Source organism: Streptomyces sp. LBL (genome assembly GCF_029893585.1).
Taxonomy (GTDB): domain Bacteria; phylum Actinomycetota; class Actinomycetes; order Streptomycetales; family Streptomycetaceae; genus Streptomyces.
The window spans coordinates 146737-167172 of record NZ_JARXYX010000017.1 but is presented as its reverse complement, the minus strand read 5'-3'; the positions used below and the strand labels follow the sequence as shown (position 1 = coordinate 167172).

The 20436-nt window shown below is 71.7% G+C and carries 20 protein-coding genes; 5 read left to right on the top strand and 15 right to left on the bottom strand.

The window, feature by feature from the left end; all coding sequences use genetic code 11:
• Positions 1-124 precede the first annotated feature (124 nt).
• Complete coding sequence (locus M2271_RS21645) at positions 125-907, top strand: SCO3374 family protein (protein WP_280888937.1); 783 nt, start codon at positions 125-127, stop codon at positions 905-907.
• Between the two features lie 45 nt (positions 908-952).
• Here M2271_RS21645 and M2271_RS21640 read toward each other — a convergent pair whose 3' ends face one another.
• The 10 genes from M2271_RS21640 to M2271_RS21595 form a co-directional block, all read right to left on the bottom strand.
• Positions 953-1288 carry an Lsr2 family protein gene (locus tag M2271_RS21640; RefSeq protein ID WP_280888963.1) on the bottom strand — a complete coding sequence of 112 codons (336 nt, stop codon included), beginning with the start codon at positions 1286-1288 and terminating at the stop codon, positions 953-955.
• 276 nt (positions 1289-1564) lie between these two features.
• Positions 1565-2137 carry an amino-acid N-acetyltransferase gene (locus tag M2271_RS21635; protein WP_280888936.1) on the bottom strand — a complete coding sequence of 191 codons (573 nt, stop codon included), beginning with the start codon at positions 2135-2137 and terminating at the stop codon, positions 1565-1567.
• A gap of 9 nt (positions 2138-2146) precedes the next feature.
• On the bottom strand, positions 2147-2590 hold the full coding sequence (locus M2271_RS21630) for a BlaI/MecI/CopY family transcriptional regulator (RefSeq protein WP_280888935.1): 444 nt from the start codon (positions 2588-2590) through the stop codon (positions 2147-2149).
• A gap of 134 nt (positions 2591-2724) precedes the next feature.
• Positions 2725-2904 carry a hypothetical protein gene (locus M2271_RS21625; protein WP_280888934.1) on the bottom strand — a complete coding sequence of 60 codons (180 nt, stop codon included), beginning with the start codon at positions 2902-2904 and terminating at the stop codon, positions 2725-2727.
• Between the two features lie 61 nt (positions 2905-2965).
• On the bottom strand, positions 2966-3784 hold the full coding sequence (locus tag M2271_RS21620) for a hypothetical protein (RefSeq protein ID WP_280888962.1): 819 nt from the start codon (positions 3782-3784) through the stop codon (positions 2966-2968).
• A 323-nt stretch (positions 3785-4107) separates the two neighbouring features.
• Positions 4108-4905: a type III pantothenate kinase gene (locus M2271_RS21615; protein WP_280888933.1), complete on the bottom strand. Its 798-nt coding sequence runs from the start codon at positions 4903-4905 to the stop codon at positions 4108-4110.
• Between the two features lie 5 nt (positions 4906-4910).
• Positions 4911-5909 carry a carboxylating nicotinate-nucleotide diphosphorylase gene (nadC, locus tag M2271_RS21610; protein WP_280888932.1) on the bottom strand — a complete coding sequence of 333 codons (999 nt, stop codon included), beginning with the start codon at positions 5907-5909 and terminating at the stop codon, positions 4911-4913.
• Positions 5910-5914: 5 nt separating this feature from the next.
• Positions 5915-7693: an L-aspartate oxidase gene (locus M2271_RS21605; RefSeq protein ID WP_280888931.1), complete on the bottom strand. Its 1779-nt coding sequence runs from the start codon at positions 7691-7693 to the stop codon at positions 5915-5917.
• Positions 7690-8682, bottom strand: a complete 993-nt coding sequence (gene panC, locus M2271_RS21600; RefSeq protein WP_280888930.1) for a pantoate--beta-alanine ligase — start codon at positions 8680-8682, stop codon at positions 7690-7692. Before panC ends, M2271_RS21605 begins: the two co-directional genes overlap by 4 nt.
• Positions 8679-9644 carry a DUF2520 domain-containing protein gene (locus M2271_RS21595; protein WP_280888929.1) on the bottom strand — a complete coding sequence of 322 codons (966 nt, stop codon included), beginning with the start codon at positions 9642-9644 and terminating at the stop codon, positions 8679-8681. Before M2271_RS21595 ends, panC begins: the two co-directional genes overlap by 4 nt.
• A 183-nt stretch (positions 9645-9827) precedes the next feature.
• On the opposite strand from M2271_RS21595, the gene M2271_RS21590 reads away from it, so the two are divergent.
• A complete protein-coding gene (locus tag M2271_RS21590) occupies positions 9828-11162 on the top strand; it encodes a beta-eliminating lyase-related protein (protein WP_280888928.1) in 1335 nt (444 codons plus the stop codon).
• Here M2271_RS21590 and M2271_RS21585 read toward each other — a convergent pair.
• Positions 11159-11830: a response regulator transcription factor gene (locus M2271_RS21585; RefSeq protein ID WP_280888927.1), complete on the bottom strand. Its 672-nt coding sequence runs from the start codon at positions 11828-11830 to the stop codon at positions 11159-11161. The two genes, M2271_RS21590 and M2271_RS21585, sit on opposite strands and share 4 nt — an antisense overlap.
• Before the next feature lie 166 nt (positions 11831-11996).
• Entirely contained in the window at positions 11997-13199 is a 1203-nt protein-coding gene (locus tag M2271_RS21580; protein WP_280888926.1) for a sensor histidine kinase, read from the bottom strand.
• A 118-nt stretch (positions 13200-13317) separates the two neighbouring features.
• On the opposite strand from M2271_RS21580, the gene M2271_RS21575 reads away from it, so the two are divergent.
• Entirely contained in the window at positions 13318-14310 is a 993-nt protein-coding gene (locus M2271_RS21575) for an SAM-dependent methyltransferase (protein WP_280888925.1), read from the top strand.
• A gap of 126 nt (positions 14311-14436) precedes the next feature.
• Here the strand turns inward: M2271_RS21575 and M2271_RS21570 are convergent, their stop codons facing one another.
• Positions 14437-15588 carry an NADH-quinone oxidoreductase subunit D gene (locus M2271_RS21570; protein ID WP_280888924.1) on the bottom strand — a complete coding sequence of 384 codons (1152 nt, stop codon included), beginning with the start codon at positions 15586-15588 and terminating at the stop codon, positions 14437-14439.
• A 31-nt stretch (positions 15589-15619) separates the two neighbouring features.
• Between M2271_RS21570 and M2271_RS21565 the strand changes: the two genes are divergently transcribed.
• Both M2271_RS21565 and M2271_RS21560 read left to right on the top strand, forming a co-directional pair.
• On the top strand, positions 15620-16123 hold the full coding sequence (locus M2271_RS21565) for a PH domain-containing protein (RefSeq protein ID WP_280888923.1): 504 nt from the start codon (positions 15620-15622) through the stop codon (positions 16121-16123).
• Positions 16120-17454, top strand: a complete 1335-nt coding sequence (locus M2271_RS21560) for a PH domain-containing protein (RefSeq protein ID WP_280888922.1) — start codon at positions 16120-16122, stop codon at positions 17452-17454. Before M2271_RS21565 ends, M2271_RS21560 begins: the two co-directional genes overlap by 4 nt.
• Positions 17455-17528: 74 nt before the next feature.
• Here M2271_RS21560 and M2271_RS21555 read toward each other — a convergent pair whose 3' ends face one another.
• Both M2271_RS21555 and M2271_RS21550 read right to left on the bottom strand, forming a co-directional pair.
• Positions 17529-18992, bottom strand: coding sequence for a hypothetical protein (locus tag M2271_RS21555; RefSeq protein WP_280888921.1), 1464 nt, complete (start codon positions 18990-18992; stop codon positions 17529-17531).
• A 159-nt stretch (positions 18993-19151) separates the two neighbouring features.
• Positions 19152-20279 (bottom strand): alpha/beta hydrolase-fold protein, encoded by a 1128-nt coding sequence (locus M2271_RS21550; protein WP_280888920.1) that lies wholly within the window; start codon positions 20277-20279, stop codon positions 19152-19154.
• Between the last annotated feature and the right edge of the window lie 157 nt (positions 20280-20436).

Sequence of the window (20436 nt, the reverse complement as noted above, 5' to 3'; positions counted from 1 at the left end):
CCCGCACGCTCCGGATTGCGGCGCTCTGTGTATTCGACAGAGCACCCAGCGTAACTCGCGCGGCTTTTTGACGGTTGCGCTTGTCATGGTTGGCGCCCTCCCTCCGGTCACCACGGACCTTCCCATGGTCCCGCTTCCCCGTCGGCCTCTCCATCCGAGCGAGGAGATCCGCCGAGGGGAGGAGATCCGCCGGTGGTACGAGAACGACCTGGGCTGGCCGACAGTGCCCGCTCCTCCAGGGCCCGCCGGGAGTCCAAGAACCCCCGCATTCCCGGTACGGCTCCGCGTGGGCCTGCGCTTCGACGTCCTGGACGTGCCGGCTGAAGCGGGCCGGGCGGCCCTGCGCCACCTGGCCGCGGGCTCTCCGGTGGCCCTGCAGGGCGGCCGGATGCGGTTCCTGGTGGCGGCGGGCAGCGCGGAGGAACTGCAGGGGGTGCTGGACTGGCTGGAGTGGGGCTCGCTGCCGCTCGACCTCACGATGATCGGCGAGGGAGGGACGATGGACGCGCCGCTGCCGCCTGAAACGGGGCCTGTGACGCCACGAGAGGTGAAGGCGACCGGGTCGGCTTCGACGGGGGCGAAAGGGTCGGGTCCGACGGGGACGAGAGACTCGGGTCCGACGGGGACTTTGGGCTCGACGGGCCTTGCCGGGGCGCGAGTGCTGCCCGTGGGCCGCTTCGAGGCCGCCCAGGAGGCCGCCGTCTGGGTGCGGCCCCCCGAGCCTGGGGGCGAGGCCGATGCCTCGCTGCCGGCGCTGTCGGCCTTGGGGGGCGGCGGGGGCGGCGGGGGCGGCGGGGGCGCCCCCGATCTCGTACGCGTTCTGGAGACCGTGGCGACACAATGCCACCGCCTGCGGTTGCGACGTGCGTGCGCCCTGCCGTCGGCAGTCCCCCGGGCCCGGCACTGAGCCAGGCCCCGCCGGGCAGGATCCACGCGGCGTCGGATCCCTCGATCAGCCGTTGGCCTTCTCGTAAGCCTCGCGAATGGACTGCGGAACACGGCCGCGGTCATTGACCTCGTAACCGTTCTCCTTCGCCCAGGCGCGGATCTGCGCGGTGTCCTGGCTGCCGCCGGTGGCCGCACGTGCCTTTCCACGCCCACCCGAAGCGCGGCCTCCGGTACGACGGCCGCCCTTCACGTAAGCCTCAAGAAGGCCACGCAGCTTGTCCGCATTGGCGGTCGTGAGATCGATCTCGTACGTCTTGCCGTCCAACGCGAACGTGACAGTCTCGTCCGCCTCGCCACCGTCGATGTCATCGACAAGAAGGACCTGAACCTTCTGTGCCACCGGTTTTCCTTTCATCCATAACTTGAGGGCCGGGGGTCTACGGCGTCCGCCGTTTCACCGTCCCCTGTTATATGCAGTACTGCAGTACGTCGGAAAGCAAACCGCTTTTGCTGGAAAAACACAAACCCCTGGGAGAGACTGGCCGACCTCCCACAGTCCGGAAACGTGCGCGTTTCGGACATAGGGAACCTGGGCAGGGCTCGGCCGGACGGAATATCCCTTCCGGATCGCGCCTCTCCCGGATCGCGCCTTGTCGCTCCTGGGCCGTCCAGGCGATCACAGATGCAGAAGCATCCGACTGTTGCCCAAGGTGTTCGGTTTCACTCGTTCGAGACCGAGGAACTCCGCCACACCTTCGTCATAGGAACGCAGGAGCTCCGCGTAGACATCGGTGTCGACGGGTGTCTCGCCGATCTCCACGAAGCCGTGCTTGCTGAAGAAGTCCACTTCGAAGGTCAGACAGAAAACGCGTCGAACGCCGAGCCAGCGCGCGGTGTGCAGCAACTTCTCCAGCAACTGATGCCCCACGCCGGCGCCCTTCAGGCCGGGCTTCACGACGAGAGTACGGACTTCCGCGAGGTCTTCCCACATCACATGCAGGGCGCCACAGCCGACGACCTCCGCGTTGTCGTCCCGTTCGGCGACCCAGAACTCCTGGATGTCCTCGTAAAGAGTCACCGTCGCTTTGTCGAGCAGGATGCGGCCACGGACGAACGCGTCAAGGAGACCGCGTACGGCCGGGACATCGCCGGTACGGGCCCGCCGGATGGTGATGGCTTTTGCGGTGACTTCGGGACTCTCCGCGGAGGGACTCTCCGCGGAGCTCTCCGCTGAGCTCTCTGCTGACATGACCGGACGCTATCGCCCGTCGCCCTCCGGCGCCGAGCCGGGGTTCGTCCTCGCGGTATCGGAGGCGGGAGGCGGGGCGGGTCCGGGGGATTCCGGGCCCTGGGCGATGCGGACAGCGTCCCTCAGGGCATGCCGCTGTTCCTCGCTCATCATGCCGAAGAACGCGACGAGAGCGGCGGCCGGGTTGTCGCTCTGCGACCAGGCCTCGTTCATCAGGGCAGCGGCGTACGCGGCGCGCGTGGACACCGCCTCATATCGATAGGCCCGGCCTTCCGCCTCACGGCGCACCCAGCCCTTCTGATGGAGATTGTCCAGAACGGTCATCACCGTGGTGTAGGCGATGGACCGTTCCTGCTGAAGATCTTCCAGGACTTCCCGAACGGTCACCGGGCGGTTCCACTTCCACACCCGCGTCATGACCGCGTCTTCGAGTTCTCCCAATGGGCGAGGCACAACTCGACACAATAGTGGGGGATACCGTCATTGGCGTGACGGACGGCCACTTTCAACGACAAACAGGCACAAAAAGGGCGTACGACTCGACAAAGTGTGGAGTCGCACGCCGATGAGGTGCGCGGTTCGTCCGCTCAGGCGTCGGTGTGCGCGGAACTCTGACGGGCCCCCTGCGCGCGCGCGAGGGCCGCGTCGACGGCCGCGTCCTCCTTGGCCTTGTTGGCCCCGCCCTGGGTCTTCACGATCACCCTGATCAAACCGATGAAGAACACGGCCATGACGACGGGGGGCACGAGCGCGGAGACGTAGTCCATGCGTCCAGGGTAGCCACGGGCCGGGGGACCCTCGGGACGGGGTGGGGCGAAGTGGGGCGCGTCATCCCGCGGCCAGCTGCCGCGGAGGACTCCCGGACGGCGGGCCGGCCGGTTTGCGCCGCGGGAAGACCTCGCCCGGTGTGGGGATGGGACGCGCCGGCTTGGGCCCGGCCGGGCTGGACGGCTCTGGCGCACCAGGCCGCCCGGGCCGCTCGGCAGGTTTCTGCGGGGGCTTCCGTGCGGGTTCCTTCGCCGGATCCTTGGCGGAGTCCAGGGCGGGGCGCATGGCGGGGCTCGCGGCGGGGCGCAAGGTGGGGGTGTCGGCGGGGCCCGTATGGCCCTGCCGGGGGGCGTACGGATCGGGGACGTTCGTGGTGGCGTCCCGCTCCTCGGCGCGCCGCCCGGCCGGACGGTCGCCCGTCGCCGCTGAACGGCCCCCAGGGAGGGCCAGGAGGCGGGTCCGGGAGACGGGGAGGGTGGGGGTCGAGGAGGAGGCCCGGCGGGGCGCGGTGCGGGACTGGCGGGCGCGTACGTCCTGTTCCGCGAGGGCCTGGCAGTGGTCGAGGAGGGCGGCTGCGACGGGGTTGCCGCGCAGGGCCCTGAGGCCGGCCAGGTCGTCGGGGCCCGGGCGGTGCCCGGCGCTCAGCGCCTCCTCCAGGAGTGCGAGGTAGCCGGCGGCGGTGCCGGGGAGTGCGGCGCGGTACCGGGCGAGGTCGGCCACCAGGAAGGCGCGCAGCCGGGCCCCCTCGCACATCGCCTCGTCGAGGGACTCGGCGAGGCGGAGGCAGTCCTGGACGTCCTCCGCCGAGGCGGGCGTGGGCTTCAGGGCGAGGGCGAGAGCGCGGCGGAGCACACGCAGCTCCTCCACACCGAACGCCATGCCGCCGCGGGATCCATAGGGCGTGGGCATGCGGCGACGATACGCGCTAATCAGACAAACTCGACATAAGCCACCCGCGTGTGGCGCTCAAAGCCACCCGGGCGGACGCGCACGAGGACGCGCACCAGGACGAGGGGGTCTTGGAGGCGGAACCCACAGCGGGGCCCCGGGGCGGAGCCGGGCGGGTCCGAAGGGGCAGAGCCGAACGGGGGCGAAGGGGCGGAGGAACGGGTCCGAAGGGGCGGAGAGCCCCTGGGGATCGGACGGTAGAGAGCGGCGAGGGCGGGTAGAACCCGGCGCCCACCCCCGTCCGCCCGCATCACTCACATCCGCGACACGTTCCGCTCGTACACCAGCCGCAACCCGATCAACGTCAGCCACGGCTCATGCTCGTCGATGACCGACGACTCCTTCAGCACCATCGGCGCCAGTCCCCCCGTCGCGATGACGGTCACGTCCTCAGCATCGTCCGCCAACTCCCGTGTCATCCGGTTGACGACCCCGTCCACCTGGCCCGCGAACCCGTAGATGATCCCGGCCTGCATGGCCTCGACCGTGTTCTTGCCGATCACACTCCGCGGCCGCGCCACCTCGATCTTCCGCAGCTGCGCCCCCTTGACACCGAGCGCCTCGACGGAGATCTCGATACCGGGCGCGATGACACCGCCGACGTACTCCCCGCGCGCGGACACCGCGTCGAACGTCGTCGCCGTACCGAAGTCCACGACGATCGCCGGCCCGCCGTACAGCTCGACCGCGGCCACCGCGTTGATGATCCGGTCCGCGCCGACCTCCTTGGGGTTGTCGGTAAGGATCGGCACGCCCGTCTTGACGCCCGGCTCCACGAGCACCGCCGGCACGTCGCCGTAGTACCGCCTGGTCACCTCGCGCAGTTCGTGCAGCACGGACGGAACGGTCGCGCAGATCGCGATGCCGTCGATGCCGTCGCCCAGCTCGTCTCCGAGGAGCGGGTGCATACCCATCAGGCCCTGCAGGAGGACCGCCAGCTCGTCGGCCGTGCGGCGCGCGTCCGTGGAGATGCGCCAGTGCTCGACGATGTCCTCGCCGTCGAACAGGCCCAGGACCGTGTGCGTGTTGCCCACGTCGATCGTGAGGAGCATCGCGACTACTCCGCCTCGCGCAGGTCCAGGCCGACGTCCAGGATCGGCGAGGAGTGGGTGAGGGCCCCTACGGCGAGGTAGTCGACGCCGGTGTCGGCGTACGCGCGCGCGCTGTCCAGCGTCAGCCGGCCCGACGCCTCCAGGGCCGCGCGGCCGTGGACGATCGCCACCGCCTCCTCGCACTCCCCCGGCGTGAAGTTGTCCAGCAGGATCAGGTCGGCGCCCGCGTCGACGACCTCGCGCAGCTGGTGCAGGGTGTCGACCTCGACCTCGATCGGTACGTCCGGGAAGGCCTCCCGTACGGCCTTGAAGGCCTGCGCGACGCCGCCCGCGGCGACCACGTGGTTGTCCTTGACGAGCGCGGCGTCGGACAGCGACATGCGGTGGTTGACGCCGCCGCCGCAGCGCACCGCGTACTTCTCCAGGGCGCGCAGCCCGGGCGTGGTCTTGCGGGTGTCCCGCACGCGCGCCTTGGTGCCCTCCAGAACGTCCGTCCACGCGCGCGTGGCCGTCGCGATGCCCGACAGACGGCACAGGAGGTTGAGCGCGCTGCGTTCGGCGGTCAGCAGGTCACGGGTGCGGGTGGTGACCGACAGGAGCTTCTGCCCGGCCTCCACGCGGTCGCCGTCCTCCACGTGCCGCTCGACCTCGAACTCGTCCGTGCAGACCACCGAGACGACCGCCTCGGCGACCCTGAGGCCCGCCACCACGCCCGCCTCGCGCGCGGTGAAGTCGGCGGTGGCGACGGCCTCCTCGGGGATGGTCGCGACGGTCGTCACGTCCACGCCGTGGTCGAGGTCCTCCTGGATGGCGACGTTGGCGATGTCCTCGACCTCCACGGGGTCGAGTCCGGCGTCGGCCAGAAGCTGTGCGAGCGCGGGGTCGAGCCCGCACTCCAGATATTGCTCGTCGCCGTCGGCGCCACAGGCGCAGCCGTCGGCGCCACAGGCGCAGCCGTCGCCGCAACCGCCGGTCGACGCGAGGGGAAGGTCGGGGGTGCTCACTTCTGTCACTGCTCCTGAAGGCGCTGCCGGTGCTGCCGGGTCGGGGGGAAGTCTGCGGTATCGGTGGTGTGTACGGCGAGCGTGCGGTCCGGATTCAGCCGTACGACGATGTGGCGGCGCCATGCCGTGTCGTCGCGTTCGGCGTGGTCCTCACGCCAGTGGCAGCCCCGGGTCTCCTCGCGCCGGCGCGCGGCGGCGACCAGGACGCGGGCCACGCACAGGAGGTTGGTGGCCTCCCAGGTGTCGACGCCGGGCTCGGCGGTCTTGCCGTTCTCGGCGAGTACCTCCCGGGCGTCGCTGTGCAGCCGCTCAAGGGCGCCCGCGGCCGTGGCCAGGGACTCGGCGGAGCGCAGGACGCCCGCGCCCTGCGTCATGGCCCGCTGGATCGCGAAGCGGGCCTCGGGAGCGAGCAGCGGGTGGGCGGGCTTCGCGGGGTGCTCGACCGGGGCGGGCACGCGCGCGTGGAGGCCGTTCTCCGCCCGGCTCGCCACGATGTCGACGGCGATGCGCTCGGCGTAGACCAGGCCCTCCAGGAGGGAGTTCGACGCGAGTCGGTTCGCGCCGTGCACGCCGGTGCAGGCGACCTCGCCGCACGCGTACAGGCCGGGAACGGTGGTGCGGCCGTGATCGTCGGTGCGGACGCCGCCGGAGGCGTGGTGGGCGGCCGGGGCGACCGGGATGGGCTCGTGGACCGGGTCGATACCGTGGGCCCGGCAGGCGGCCAGGATCGTCGGGAAGCGGTGCTCCCACATGTCGGCGCCGAAGTGCCGGGCGTCGAGGAACATGTGCTCGGCGTCCCGCTCCGTCATGCGGCGCACGATGCCCTTGGCGACGATGTCCCGGGGCGCCAGCTCGGCCAGTTCGTGCTGGCCCACCATGAAGCGCACACCGTCGGCGTCCACGAGGTGGGCGCCCTCACCGCGCACCGCTTCGGAGACGAGCGGCTGCTGGCCCTCGGCGTCCGGCCCGAGAAACAGCACGGTGGGGTGGAACTGGACGAATTCGAGGTCGGAGACCTCCGCGCCCGCACGCAGGGCGAGCGCCACACCGTCGCCGGTCGACACGGACGGGTTGGTCGTCGCCGAGAAGACCTGGCCCATCCCGCCGGTCGCGAGGAGGACCGCGGGCGCGTGCACGGCGCCCACACCGTCGTGCTGGCCCTCACCCATGACGTGCAGGGTCACGCCCGCCGTACGGCCGTCCTCGTCCGTGAGGAGGTCCAGGACGAGCGCGTTCTCGATCGTGCGCAGTCCCGCCCGTCGCCCACCATCACCCTTGCCCGAGAGCGCGTCGCGTTCGCCCCTGCGGACCGCGTGTACGGCCTCCACCAGCGCGCGGGAGATCTCCGCGCCGGTCGCGTCACCGCCCGCGTGGGCGATACGGCGGCGGTGGTGACCGCCCTCGCGGGTGAGCTCCAGGTCGCCCGCCTCGGACTCGTCGAAGTGCGCGCCGGTCGCGATCAGGCGGCGTACGGCGTCGGGGCCCTCGGTGACGAGAATCCGTACCGCCTCCTCGTCGCACAGGCCCACGCCCGCGACCAGCGTGTCGTCCAGGTGCTGTTCGGGCGTGTCGCCCTCGCCGAGGGCCGCGGCGATGCCGCCCTGTGCCCAGCGGGTGGAACCGTCGTCGAGGCGGGCCTTGGTGACGACGACCGTCCTCAGACCGGCCGCCTCGCAGCGCAGGGCGGCGGTCAGGCCGGCGACGCCGGAACCGACGACCACGACGTCCGCGTCGATGTTCCACCCTGGCGCGGGCGCGTGCAGTCGTATGCCTGTGCTGGTCACGAGGCGGCTCCGAAGGTGAGGGGAATGTTGTCGATCAGCCGGGTCGTCCCGACCCGGGCGGCGACGGCGAGAACGGCCTCGCCGGTGAAGTCGTCCTCGATCTCGGTGAAGTCGGACGGGTCGACGAGGGCCAGGTAGTCCAGCGCGAGCGGCGGATCCAGGCGGGCGGCGTCGTCGAGGACCAGACGGGCGGCCGCGCGGACCGCCGACGGGGCGCCCGGGAGTGCCTTGGCGACGGCGTGCGCGTCGGCGGCGGCGCGGGACTCACCGATGGCGCTCAGGGCCTCGGCACGGGCGCGCGTGGCGGGCACCTCGTGGGCCCGCGCGCGCAGCGCCTCCTGTGCCGCGTGCCGGTCGCGTCCGGCGGACAGCGCGCGGGACAGCGCGAGCGCCGTGCGGCGTTCGGTCGGCGAGAGGTAGCGGTTGCGGCTGGACAGGGCCAGCCCGTCGTCCTCGCGCACGGTCGGTACGCCGACGATCTCGACGCCGAAGTTCAGGTCCCGCACCATGCGGCGGATCAGGGCGAGCTGCTGGGCGTCCTTCTGGCCGTACAGCGCCACGTCGGGGCGGGTGAGGTGCAGCAGCTTGGCGACGACGGTGAGCATGCCGTCGAAGTGGCCGGGGCGCGAACTGCCTTCCAGACGCTCCCCCATGGGGCCGGCGCCGATGCGGACCTGGGGCTCGCCACCCGGGTAGACCTCGTCCACGGAGGGCGCGAACACGGCGTCCGCGCCCGACCTCTCGGCGATCTTGACGTCGACGTCCAGGGTGCGCGGGTAACGGTCGAGGTCCTCTCCCCTGCCGAACTGCAGCAGGTTCACGAAGACTGTGACGACGACCTCGCCGTCCGGGCCGGCGATCTCGCGGGCGGTGCGGATCAGCGTGGCGTGGCCCTCGTGCAGGGCGCCCATGGTCATCACGACGGCCCGGCGGCCCGCCCTCGCGCGGCCGTGCAGTTCGTCGGCGGTACGCAGCAGGACGGTGCTCATCGGGCGTCCCCTTCGGTGCCTTCGGTGCCGTCGGTGCCGTCGGTCCGGTGGGTGCGGTCGGTGTCGTCGGCGAGTACCCCGAGAAGGTCCTCCGCGAGTTCCGGCTTCAGCAGGCCGTGCGCGAGCGCCCGGTCCGCCGTCGCGCGGGCCATCGCCAGATAGCCGGCGACGGTCTGCGGGGCGTGCCTGCGCAGCTCCTCGACATGGGCGGCGACCGTGCCGGCGTCCCCGCGCGCGACGGGGCCGGTGAGGGCCGCGTCGCCGGAGCGCAGGGCGTTGTCGAGGGCGGCGCCGAGCAGCGGGCCGAGCATCCGGTCGGGCGCCTCGACCCCGGACGCGCGCAGCAGCTCCATGGACTGGGCGACCAGTGTCACCAGGTGGTTGGCGCCCAGCGCGAGAGCCGCGTGGTACAGCGGCCGCATCTCCTCGGCGATCCACTCGGGTTCGCCGCCCATCTCGATGACCAGGGCCTCCGCGGCCGGCCGCAGCTCCTCGCGCGCGGTGACGCCGAAGGAGCATCCGGCCAGGCGCTGTACGTCCACGGGGGTGCCGGTGAAGGTCATCGCCGGGTGCAGGGCCAGCGGCAGCGCGCCCGCGCGCAGAGCGGGGTCCAGGACCTTCGCGCCGTACCGCCCGGAGGTGTGCACCAGCAGCTGGCCCGGCCGGACGGCGCCCGTCTCGGCGAGGCCCTCGACGAGACCGGGCAGGGTGTCGTCGGGGACCGTCAGCAGCACCAGGTCGGCGCGCTCCATGACCTCGGCGGGCGGGACGAGCGGCACGTCGGGCAGCAGCTGCGCGGCCCGGCGCCGGGAGGCGTCCGAGACCCCGGAGACGGCCACCGGACGGTGTCCGGCGAGCTGAAGGGACGCGGCGAGTGCGGGGCCCACGCGGCCGGCGCCGACGACGCCGACGGTGAGCCGCGCGGGGCGGTCCTGGGGGTCTGGCTGTTGGAATGTACTCACGCGACGTCGGCCTTCCCGTTCCAGTCCGCTCTGGGTACCGGACGATTTCTCGTCATGTTAACGCGATCGGTTCGAGGGGCGTTCGGTTGTCCACAGGCTGTGGGTTCCCGTGTGCCGCGCATGTACTGACGGGCGTACGGAAATCCGGATGCCCGAGCCGGCGGCCGCGGGCATGATCCGGGCATGAGCGATACCGCGGAACAGGCACAGGACGGGCACGAGCCGGAACAGGTGCAAGCGGGGCGGGAGCCGGAGCAGGTGCAAGCGGGGCACCAGCCGGAGCAGGTGCAAGCGGGGCGGGAGCCGGAGCAGGTGTCCGACGAAGAACGGCGCATACAGCGCAGAGAGCGGCGCATAGCCGCTTACCGAGGCGCGGAGCGCAGCCTGGCGCGCCCCGGCTTCCTGGGCACCCTCCGAGAGCGCCTGGCCCTGCTGGAGACGGTGTCGGATCTGTACGACCTCGACGAGACATCGGACATCTACGGCAACGGAATCGTCGAGGCCCTGGAGAAGAAGGTCGCGGGACTGCTGGGCACGGAGGCCGCCGCCTTCTTCCCGACGGGCACGATGGCCCAGCAGGTCGCCCTGCGCTGCTGGGCGGGCCGCACCGGCGACCCGACTGTCGCCCTGCACGGACTGGCCCACCCCGAGCTGCACGAGCGGAACGCGTTCACCCAGGTCAGCGGATTGCGTCCGGTCCGGATGACGAGCGAGCCCCGGCTGCCGACCGCAGACGAGGTACGTGACTTCGACGAGCCCTTCGGGGCGCTGATGCTCGAACTCCCCCTCAGGGACGCCGGTTTCGTGCTGCCCTCCTGGGAGGAGCTCGTCGAGGTCGTCGAGGCCGCCCGGGAACGCGACGCCGTGGTCCACTTCGACGGGGCCCGCCTGTGGGAGTCCACCGTGCACTTCGGCCGCCCCCTGGAGGAGATCGCGGGCCTGGCCGACAGCGTCTACGTCTCGTTCTACAAGTCCCTCGACGGTTACGGCGGCGCGGCCCTCGCCGGCCCGAAGACACTGGTCGACGAGGCGAAGGCCTGGCGGCACCGGTACGGCGGCACGGTCTTCCAGCAGTTCCCGACCGCGCTGTCGGCCCTTGCGGGCCTGGAGCGGGAGCTGCCCCGACTGCCCGAGTACGTGGCCCACGCGCGCGTGGTGGCCGACGCGCTGCGCGAGGGGTTCGCGGCGGCCGGGGTGCCGTGGGCACGCGTGCACCCCGAGGTGCCGCACACCCACGAATTCCAGGTCTGGCTGCCGTACGACGTCGAGGTCGTCTCGGAGGCCGCGATCCGGCAGGCCGAGGAGACGAAAACCCTCCTGTTCGGCGACGCCTGGGACCAGAAGGGCCCGGGCCTGGCCGCCACGGAGGTCTCCGTACGGGCCGCCGGCCTGGAGTGGACGCCGGACGACGTGACGGCGGCGGTCGCGGACTTCGTCTCCCGGCTGGGCAGCGACTTTCCGGTCCCGGATCCTGCGGTGGCACAGCGCCACCGCAGGATCCGGGACCAGAACAGCTAGCCGTGCCCGCCCGCGCGCACCAGCCCTGTCTCGTACGCCAGGACGACCACCTGCACCCGGTCCCGCAGCCCCAACTTGGTCAGGATGCGGCCCACATGGGTCTTGACGGTCGCCTCGGACAGCACGAGCCGCGCCGCGATCTCGCGGTTGGACAGGCCCTGGGCGACCAGCACCATGACCTCACGCTCCCGGCCGGTGAGCCGCTCCAGCTCCTTGTGCTGGGTCTCCTTGCCGACGCTCGGCAGCATCGGAGCGAAGCGGTCGAGCAGGCGGCGCGTGGTCGACGGCGCCACCACGGCGTCGCCGCTGTACACCGAGCGGATGGCGGCCAGCAGCTCGCCGGGCGGCACATCCTTGAGCATGAAGCCCGAGGCGCCCGCCTTCAGCCCGGAGAACGCGTACTCGTCCAGGTCGAAGGTGGTCAGGATCAGCACCTTCGGCGGGTCGGGCTCCGAGCAGATGCGGCGGGTGGTCTCCACCCCGTCCAGCTTCGGCATACGGACGTCCATCAGCACGACGTCCACGGCGGTCGCGCGCAGCACCTGAAGGGCCTCGACGCCGTCGCCGGCCTCCGCGACGACCTCCATGTCCGGCTGGGCCGCGAGCACCATCCGGAACCCGGTGCGCAGCAGCGCCTGGTCGTCGACGAGCATCACGCGGATCGTCATCGGGCCCTCTTCCGTCTCTTCGGCTTCCGCCAGTGGGTCCGGCGGGGGTCTGTCAGTGGGTCTGGCAGGGGTCTGTCAGTGGGTCTGGCAGGGGGTCTGGCAAGGGGTCTGGCAAGGGTGGATCAGCGGAGTCGTGACAGGTGTCAACAAGGGACATGCGTCGGCGTCAGTGGGCGGGTTTCAGCGGGAGCAGCGCACTGATGCGGAACCCTCCGCCGGGACGCGGCCCGGCGTCCAGGGTGCCGCCGACCATGCCGATCCTCTCGCGCATACCGATCAGGCCGTGGCCCCGGCCGTCGATGCCGCCCTCCTCGTACAGCTCGTGCGGGGCCCCCTTGCCGTCGTCCTCGACGAGCAGGCCGAGGCCGTCGTCGAAGTAGACCAGCCGGACACTCGCGCCCGCGTTCGGGCCTCCGTGCTTGCGGGTGTTGGTCAGCGCCTCCTGCACGATGCGGTACGCGGTGAGCTCGACGCCGCTGGGCAGCGGGCGCGGGGTGCCTTCGATCTTGAAGTCGACGGGCAGTCCGGAGCTGCGGCACTGCTCGACGAGGTCCTCGATCTGCTCCACGTCGGGCTGCGGGACGTACTCGCCGCCCTCCTCGTGCTCTCCGGTACGCAGCACGCCCAGCAGGCGGCGCATCTCGGCGAGGGCCTGACGGCCGGTGGAGGAGATGGTCTCCAGGGCCTTCTTCGCCTGGTCGGGGGCCGCGTCGAGGACGTAGGCGGCGCCGTCGGCCTGGACCACCATCACCGAGACGTTGTGCGCGACGACGTCGTGCAGTTCGCGGGCGATCCGGGCGCGCTCGGCGGCGACCGCGACCTTGGACTGCGCCTCGCGCTCCTTCTCAAGCCGGGCGGCCCGCTCCTCCAGCTGCGCGAAGTACGCGCGGCGGGTCCGGATCGAGTCGCCGAGCACCCAGGCCAGCGCGAACGGCACCGCCTGGAAGACCACTATGGCGATGTTGCCCAGGGCGCTCGTGTCGTGGTTCGGCCAGCGCAGCTGTGCCACGGGGGCCGCGCACAGGCCCGCGGTCAGCGCGAGCCGGGAGGCCCAGCGCTCGCCGGTGGCGGCCACGGTGTAGACGATCGCCAGCAGGGCGAAGTCGGCGGCCATCGTCTCGACGTCCAGCGCGACCTGCGCCACACCGAGCCCGAGGCCCAGCACCAGCATCTTCTCCGGCATCACCCGGCGCAGCGCGACCACCAGGCACAGCAGCAGCACGAACGGGACGATCAAGGTCAAGGAGTCGGTGCCCCGGCTGCCCTGTCGAGCCTCCTCGCTGGCGGCCGAGATCCCGAACAGGACAACGGCCCAGACACTGTCGACCCAGGTCGGGTGTCTGCGGAGGAAATCGTAGAGGCGCTGCACGTAACCCAGCGTAGGGAAGCATGATGCGTGCAGGGGTCAACCGGAGGGCCGATCCCTGTCCCGCCCGCATACTCCGCAAGGTGGAGTTTCGGTGATTGCGTTCCCTTAACCTGGGCCGGTGGCGGCAGAGGCGACGGGCGAGTGGCACGGCTGGCGGGCGGCGGCCGAGGCCGCGTTGTACGGCCCGGACGGCTTCTATCGCGGACCCGAGGGACCGGCCGGGCACTTCCGTACGTCCGTGCACGCGTCGCCGCTGTTCGCCGAGGCCGTGGCCCGTCTGCTGTGCCGGGTCGACGAGGCGCTGGGGCGGCCCGCGGAGCTCGGCTTCGTGGACATGGCCGCGGGGCGCGGCGAGTTGGCCGCCGGAGTGCTCGCCGCGCTGCCTGCCGAGGTGGCCGCCCGCGCGCGCGGGTACGCCGTCGAGATCACCGGGCGTCCCGTGGGCCTCGATCACCGGATCGAGTGGCTCGCCGGACCTCCGAAGGGGATCACCGGGCTGCTCTTCGCCAACGAGTGGCTCGACAACGTGCCCGTGGAGGTCGCCGAGGTGGACTCCGTGGGCGTACCGCGGCAGGTACTCGTCCGGGAGGACGGGTGGGAGCGGCTCGGCGAGCAGCTTTCCGGAGCGGAGGCGCGGTGGCTCGCACGATGGTGGCCGCTGCCGGCCGAGGAAGGACTGCGGGCGGAGATCGGGCTGCCCCGGGACGAGGCGTGGGCAGCGGCGGTCGCGACCGTGGAGCGGGGGCTGGCGGTGGCGGTGGACTACGCGCACACGGCTGACGCACGTCCCCCGTTCGGCACGCTCACCGGCTTCCGGGAGGGGCGCGGGACGGCGCCCGTGCCGGACGGGTCCTGCGATCTCACGGCGCATGTCGCACTGGACGCATGCGCGCTCCCCGGCGGGCGTGTACGGACACAGCGCGACGCCTTGCACACCCTGGGCATCACCGGCGCACGCCCCCCGCTCGCGCTGGCGTCCACCGAGCCCGCGGCCTATGTGCGCGCCCTCGCGAGCGCCGGCGAGGGCGCCGAGCTCACCGCGGCGGGCGGACTCGGCGACTTCGGCTGGCTGCTCCAGCCGGTCGGCATCGCGGACGTGCTCACCGGCTGAGGGCGAGGACTTCCGGACGCGCCCCGGACCGAGCCACCCGACCGGGAGAGCACCGCTCGATGCCCGCTTGCCGCCGCCCGACCCCTGTTTGTCGCCGCCCGACGCCGCCCGACGCCCGCTCGACGCCTACTTGTCGATATCCCCCACCACGAAGAACAGCGACCCCAGGATCGCCACCATGTCCGCCACCAGCGTGCCCGGCAGCAACTCCGCCAGCGCCTGGATGTTGTTGTACGAGGCCGAGCGCAGCTTGAGCCGGTACGGGGTCTTCTCCCCCTTGCTGACCAGGTAGTAGCCGTTGATGCCGAGGGGGTTCTCGGTCCACGCGTAGGTATGTCCCTCGGGCGCCTTCAGGACCTTGGGGAGCCGCTGGTTGATCGGCCCGGGCGGCAGTTCGGCGAGCCGGTCGAGGCAGGCGTCGGCCAGGTCGAGGGCGTTGTAGGTCTGCTCCAGCAGGACCTCGAAGCGGGCGAGGCAGTCGCCCTCCTCCCGGGTCACCACCTTCAGGGTGTCCTGCAGTTCCCCGTACGCGAGGTACGGCTCGTCGCGGCGCAGGTCGAAGTCGACGCCCGAGGCGCGCGCGACCGGCCCGCTCACGCCGTACGCGTGGACGGCCTCCGGCGCGAGGGCGCCTACGCCTCGCGTGCGCGCCCGGAAGATCTCGTTGCCGAGCACCAGGTCGTCGAACCGGTCCATGCGCGAGCGCACGCCCGCGACAGCCGCACGCGCGCGTGCGGCCCATCCCGCGGGCAGGTCCTCCTTGAGTCCGCCGACGCGGTTGAACATGTAGTGCATACGGCCGCCGGAGACCTCCTCCATGACGTTCTGGAGCACCTCGCGCTCCCGGAACGCGTAGAAGACCGGAGTGATCCCGCCGAGTTCCAGCGGGTACGAGCCCAGGAACATCAGGTGGTTCAGCACCCGGTTCAGCTCGGCGAGCAGCGTGCGGGTCCATACCGCGCGCGGGGGGACCTCCATGCCGAGCATGCGCTCCACGCCGAGGACCACACCCAGCTCGTTGGAGAAGGCCGACAGCCAGTCGTGGCGGTTGGCCAGCATGATGATCTGGCGGTAGTCGCGCGCCTCGAACAGCTTCTCCGCGCCGCGGTGCATATAGCCGATCACCGGCTCCGCGTGCTGGATGCGCTCACCGTCCAGGACGAGCCTGAGGCGCAGCACCCCGTGCGTGGACGGGTGCTGGGGGCCGATGTTGAGCACCATGTCGGTGCTCTCCGCGGCGCCGCCGATTCCGACCATGGTCTCCGTCGTAGGAGTCATGGCCCCAGTCTCTCCTACGTACGCTGGCCCCATGGAGACGGGGAGCGCGGCGGACACGGGGACCACCGGGGACGAACCGGTGTGGACGGGGCTGCCGCCGAGACTGCTGAGCATGCGGCGGCTGCTGCTGGTGGTGTGGCTGGGGCTGCTGGCCCTGGCCCTGGGGCTGCTGCTCGGGCTGCTCGTCGGGCCCGCCTGGGCCGCCTTCGCGCTGCTGCCGCTGGCGCTGACCGGCTGGGGGTGGGTGATGCTCGGCCGCAACTGGCGTTCCTGGCGGTACGCCGAACGCGCCGACGATCTGCTGATCACCCGGGGTGTCCTGTGGCAGGAGGAGACCGTCGTGCCGTACGGCCGGATGCAGTTGGTCGAGGTCACTTCGGGGCCCGTCGAACGGCACTTCCGGCTGGCCAGCGTGCAGCTGCACACCGCGGCCGCCGCGACCGACGCGACCATCCCGGGTCTCGACCCGGCCGAGGCGGAACGGCTGCGCGACCGGCTCACCGAGCTCGGCGAGGCCCGATCGGCGGGGCTGTGACAGCCCCGGACGTCGAGGACGTACGCGAGAAGCCGCCCGTCGCCGAGCGGCGGCTGCATCCCGTGACCCCGTTCCGGCGGGCGTGGGCGCCCGTCGCCGTGATCATCGGATGGGCGGTGCACGATCCGAACCAGGCGCACGAGCAGCTGGCCAGGCTGACCACGGCCACCCTGCTGATCGGCCTCGCCGTGTTCGTCCCGGCCGCCGCCCTCTACGGCTTTCTGACCTGGTGGTTCACCCACTTCGCGGTCACCGACAGCGAACTGCGCATACGGACCGGACTGGTGTTCCGGCGCACCGCGCACATCCGGCTGGAGCGGATCCAGGCCGTCGACGTCTCCCAGCCGCTGCTCGCGCGGGTCGCGGGCGTCGCGAAACTCAGACTCGACGTCATAGGCACCGACAAGAAGGACGAGCTGGCCTTCCTGGGCGAGGGCGAGGCGCGTGCGCTGCGCGCGGAACTCCTCGCGCGCGCCGCCGGATTCGCGCCCGAGACGGCGCACGAGGTCGGCGAGGCGCCCTCCCGCGACCTGCTGCGCGTGCCGCCGCGCGTTCTCGCCGTCTCGCTGGTGCTGACCGGCGCGACCTGGGGCGCGCTGGCCGCCGCGCTCGTCGTACCGCCGGTGCTGTGGCTGGCCACCCACAGCGTGTGGACGGTCCTCGCGACCGGCGTGCCGCTGCTGGGCGCGGCGGGCGCGAGCAGTGTGGGGCGGTTCGTCTCCGAATACGACTGGACGGTGGGCGAGTCGCAGGACGGGCTGCGCATCGACCACGGGCTGCTCGACCGGACGCACGAGACGGTGCCGCCCGGCCGCGTGCAGACCGTACGGATCGTGGAGCCGCTGCTGTGGCGGCGGCGCGGTTGGGTGCGGGTGGAGCTGGACGTGGCGGGGTCCGCCAACTCGGTGCTGGTGCCGGTCGCTCCGCGCGCGGTCGCCGAGGCGGTCGTCGCACGGGTGCTGCCCGGAGTGAACGTGCCGCCGAGGTCGGCGCAGTCCCGGCCGCCGCGGCGGGCCGGGCGGTGCGTGCCGGTGTGGTGGCGGGGGTACGGACTCGCCGTCACCGACGGCGTGTTCACGGCCCGGCACGGGCTGCTGCGCCGGAGCCTGTCGCTCGTACCCCACGCGAAGGTGCAGAGCGTACGGCTCACCCAAGGGCCGTGGGAGCGCCTGTGGGGGGTCGCTGACGTGCACGTGGACACGGGGGCCAACAAGACCGTGACAGCCCGTCTGCGGGACGCCCAGGAGGCGGCAGAGCTACTCAGGACCCAGGCGGAGAGGTCACGGACGGGACGCCGGGACGCCCGGCCGGACCGGTGGATGGCGCCCTGATAGCGGTAGCGGCCTGAGTGCGGACGCGTGGGCGGTGGCCGCCGGCGGGAGTCGCGAAACGCCCGCCGACGGAGTCAGGAAACCGCGGTCCGCAGGCCCTGTAGGTCGATATGTTGCGTCTCGTCGTGGGCCGTCAGGTCAATCACCTGGCCGACGCCCCGCGACGCCTCGTCCGCCGGCTTGAACTGCGCCTCGGACTCGGCCTTGTGGAGAGCGAGCGCCTCCTGGCCGACCACATCGGCGAGGTCCTCGTTCTGCACGGCCTCCAGGGCAGCCGGCTCGGCCCCCTGCTGCATACCGAAGAAGTCGAAGCCGCCCTCGACCGAGGGACGCCGCACGGGCGTCGGCGGTACGACCGCCACCGCGGTCGGCGCGACGAAGTGTCCAGTGGCCTGCTGGGCGGGCTGCGCCGCCTTCGCCGAGGGGGTGGCGGCCGCGCGCTGATGCCCGTCGACCGCCTCGGACTTCCCCTGCGCCTCGTCCTCCTGCGCGGCCTCCGTCTGGCTGGTCGCGGCGGCACCGGCCGCGGGGCCCCCAGCAGCGGGAACCTTCACCGTCCCAGCCTTGGCGACCTCCTTGAAGGCGCCGTTCGGCGCGCCCTTGGACACGCCCTCCGGGGCGTCCTTGGGGTCGGGCTTCGTGACGTCCTTGGAGGCCTCGGCATTCCTGGACTTCTTTGAGCGCCTGGCGTTTCCGGCGCTCCCGGAGTTCCTGGAGTGCCTGACGTTCCTGGAGTTGGCGTCCTCGGCCTCGTCGGCCTCGGCCTCCGCGGAGTCCTCCGGCTCGGCCTCCGCGGAGTCCTTCCCCGTACCGTCGCCGTCGTCACCGCCGTCCTCATCGAAGCGGGCCAGCGCCCCCTTTGCCCGCAGGAACAGCTGGGAGCCGTCCGGCGAGAAGACCGGGGGAGCCTCGGGCTCCTTTTCCCCGGTTTCCCCGGTTTCCCCGGTTTTCACCGGCCGCACCCTTTCCGCGGTCTCCGCGCGGTCCTCCGCCACCTCGGCCTCCGGGTCGGCCGGGGCAGCCGCAGCCTCCGCCTCGGCCGCGGAACCGGCCTGCGCCGGCAGCAGCGCGGGAGCCGGAACCGACGCCTCTATCTCCAGCAGTCGGCGGCCCTCCAGGGCACTCGCCCGCTCGGTCTCCGCCGTGGCGTATCGCCGCAGCAGCGCCGCGTGTTCGTTGCGCAGCCCCGCCAGTTCCGACCGCTTGGCCCGCAACCGCTGCTCCAGCTTGCCCCGCAGCCCGCGCGACTCCTCCAAGTCGGTCTCCAGTTCGGCGACCCGTTCCTCGTACCGCCACTCGTCACTCGCCCGCGCGCGCGTGAGTTCGGCGACCTGCTTGCCCGCCTGGGTGTCCCAGTGGCGCAGGACGACCGCGCCTCCGATCGCCGTCGCCGCGGCGGCCACGGCCAGCCCACGGAGCACTGTCGCATCCGTGAACAACCATGGGCCCAGGGCGCAGACGAGGGACACGCCTGCGATCGCCGACGGGGGGAGCAGCCTGTGCAAAGGCGGGGAATGGCGGTGACGTCCACGTGGCATGGCCAGAAACTTACCGCGAGTATGTGAATGATGGCGCCCCGCCCCGCAAAAAGACAGCCATCCCGCAGCCTTCACACGTCATCAGGAATCAGATCGGTCACCGAATTCGGCAGAATCGGCAAGTCGGGGCCGACAGCTACGGTGAAAACAAGATCGTTTTCAGCGGTCACCCAGCCGTCCGCTGATCCACTGGAGCGTCGCCGGAATCTCCCGCCGCCAGGTGTTGAAGTTGTGCCCGCCGCTTTCGAGGATGATCGACGAGATGTGGGTCCGCCTGGTGTCCTTGACCCGCTCGATGAACTTCAGGGTGTCCTTGTAGTTCGGCTCTCCGGCCTTGCTGCTCGTGACGAGCAGTGAAGTGTCGGGAGCGGGCAGGTGCTTGAGGCACCACCAGAGGTTCGCGCGGTCGCGCAGCCCCTTGTCACCGTGGAAGAGATCGCCCGTGGTGGCGTCGGCGGGAGCGTTGTAGTACGCCGACAGGCCCGCTCCGGCGGCGTACATCTCGGGGTGGTGCAGGGCGAGTTTCAGTGCGCAGTAACCGCCCGTGGAGTCGCCGATGATGCCCCAGCGCCCCGGTTTCCTGTCCACCCTGTAGTGCGCGGCCACGGCGTCGGGCAGATCCTTGGCGAAGAACGACTCGGTCTGCGGGCCGCCCGGGATGTCCGCACACTCCGTATCCCGCGGCGGCGACACGGTCGGCCGCAGCATCACCAGGATCATCGGCTGCATACGGCCGTCCGCGGCGAGTTCCCCAGCAGCGCGCGGGTAGCCGAGTTTGTCCACCAGCGCCCGCGCCGTGCCCGGATAACCGGTGAGGACGGCGGCCGTGGGAAAGGTCCGCGTGCGATAACGCGGCTGGAAGTACTCCGGCGGCAGATAGACGTACGCGCGCGTGGCGATGCGCGTCGTACGCCCCACGATGTCGACCTGCTCGATCTGCCCGCCCGACGACGGCCGGAAGCCGCCCCGCCCCTGCACCTTTCCCGTGTCGATCACCTGAAGAGGCCCGCCCGAGGGGATGCCCGCGGCGTGGTCGACGACCACACCCTGGCCGGTCTCCCGCCCGAACAGGTCCGCCCAGGAGGCGTAGAACCCGAAAGCGTGGTTGGCGGCCAGACCCACCGACACGAAGAGCACCACCTGGGTCGCGAGCAGCAGACCCACCCGCCCGCCGACGGCCCGCCAGCTCCGCCGCGCCAGCCGCGGCCAGAGCCATACCGTGCCGACGAACAGGAGTAAGGCGGCCAGAACCGCAGCCACCAGCGTGTTGTTGCTCGTGAGACCCATTGGTTGCTTCCGCTTTCCCCGGTCTTTGGACCGCCTTTGTGGAGATGAGTGAACCTCTCACCTACCGACACCGTCCTAGAGGGCGCAATGTCGCCGGATGCCCGAATCGGCACCGGATCCAAGGTCTCTCGCGGAACTACGTGATGCGATGTCTGTC

Bases quoted from the DNA above. Each gene is read 5' to 3' on its own strand.
- M2271_RS21645 (WP_280888937.1), top strand. From the start codon at position 125: ATGGTCCCGCTTCCCCGTCGGCCTCTCCATCCGAGCGAGGAGATCCGC.
- M2271_RS21635 (WP_280888936.1), bottom strand. From the start codon at position 2,137: ATGTCAGCAGAGAGCTCAGCGGAGAGCTCCGCGGAGAGTCCCTCCGCG.
- M2271_RS21625 (WP_280888934.1), bottom strand. From the start codon at position 2,904: ATGGACTACGTCTCCGCGCTCGTGCCCCCCGTCGTCATGGCCGTGTTC.
- M2271_RS21620 (WP_280888962.1), bottom strand. From the start codon at position 3,784: ATGGCGTTCGGTGTGGAGGAGCTGCGTGTGCTCCGCCGCGCTCTCGCC.
- M2271_RS21615 (WP_280888933.1), bottom strand. From the start codon at position 4,905: ATGCTCCTCACGATCGACGTGGGCAACACGCACACGGTCCTGGGCCTG.
- panC (WP_280888930.1), bottom strand. From the start codon at position 8,682: ATGAGCACCGTCCTGCTGCGTACCGCCGACGAACTGCACGGCCGCGCG.
- M2271_RS21590 (WP_280888928.1), top strand. From the start codon at position 9,828: ATGAGCGATACCGCGGAACAGGCACAGGACGGGCACGAGCCGGAACAG.
- M2271_RS21585 (WP_280888927.1), bottom strand. From the start codon at position 11,830: ATGACGATCCGCGTGATGCTCGTCGACGACCAGGCGCTGCTGCGCACC.
- M2271_RS21570 (WP_280888924.1), bottom strand. From the start codon at position 15,588: ATGACTCCTACGACGGAGACCATGGTCGGAATCGGCGGCGCCGCGGAG.
- M2271_RS21565 (WP_280888923.1), top strand. From the start codon at position 15,620: ATGGAGACGGGGAGCGCGGCGGACACGGGGACCACCGGGGACGAACCG.
- M2271_RS21555 (WP_280888921.1), bottom strand. From the start codon at position 18,992: ATGCCACGTGGACGTCACCGCCATTCCCCGCCTTTGCACAGGCTGCTC.
- M2271_RS21550 (WP_280888920.1), bottom strand. From the start codon at position 20,279: ATGGGTCTCACGAGCAACAACACGCTGGTGGCTGCGGTTCTGGCCGCC.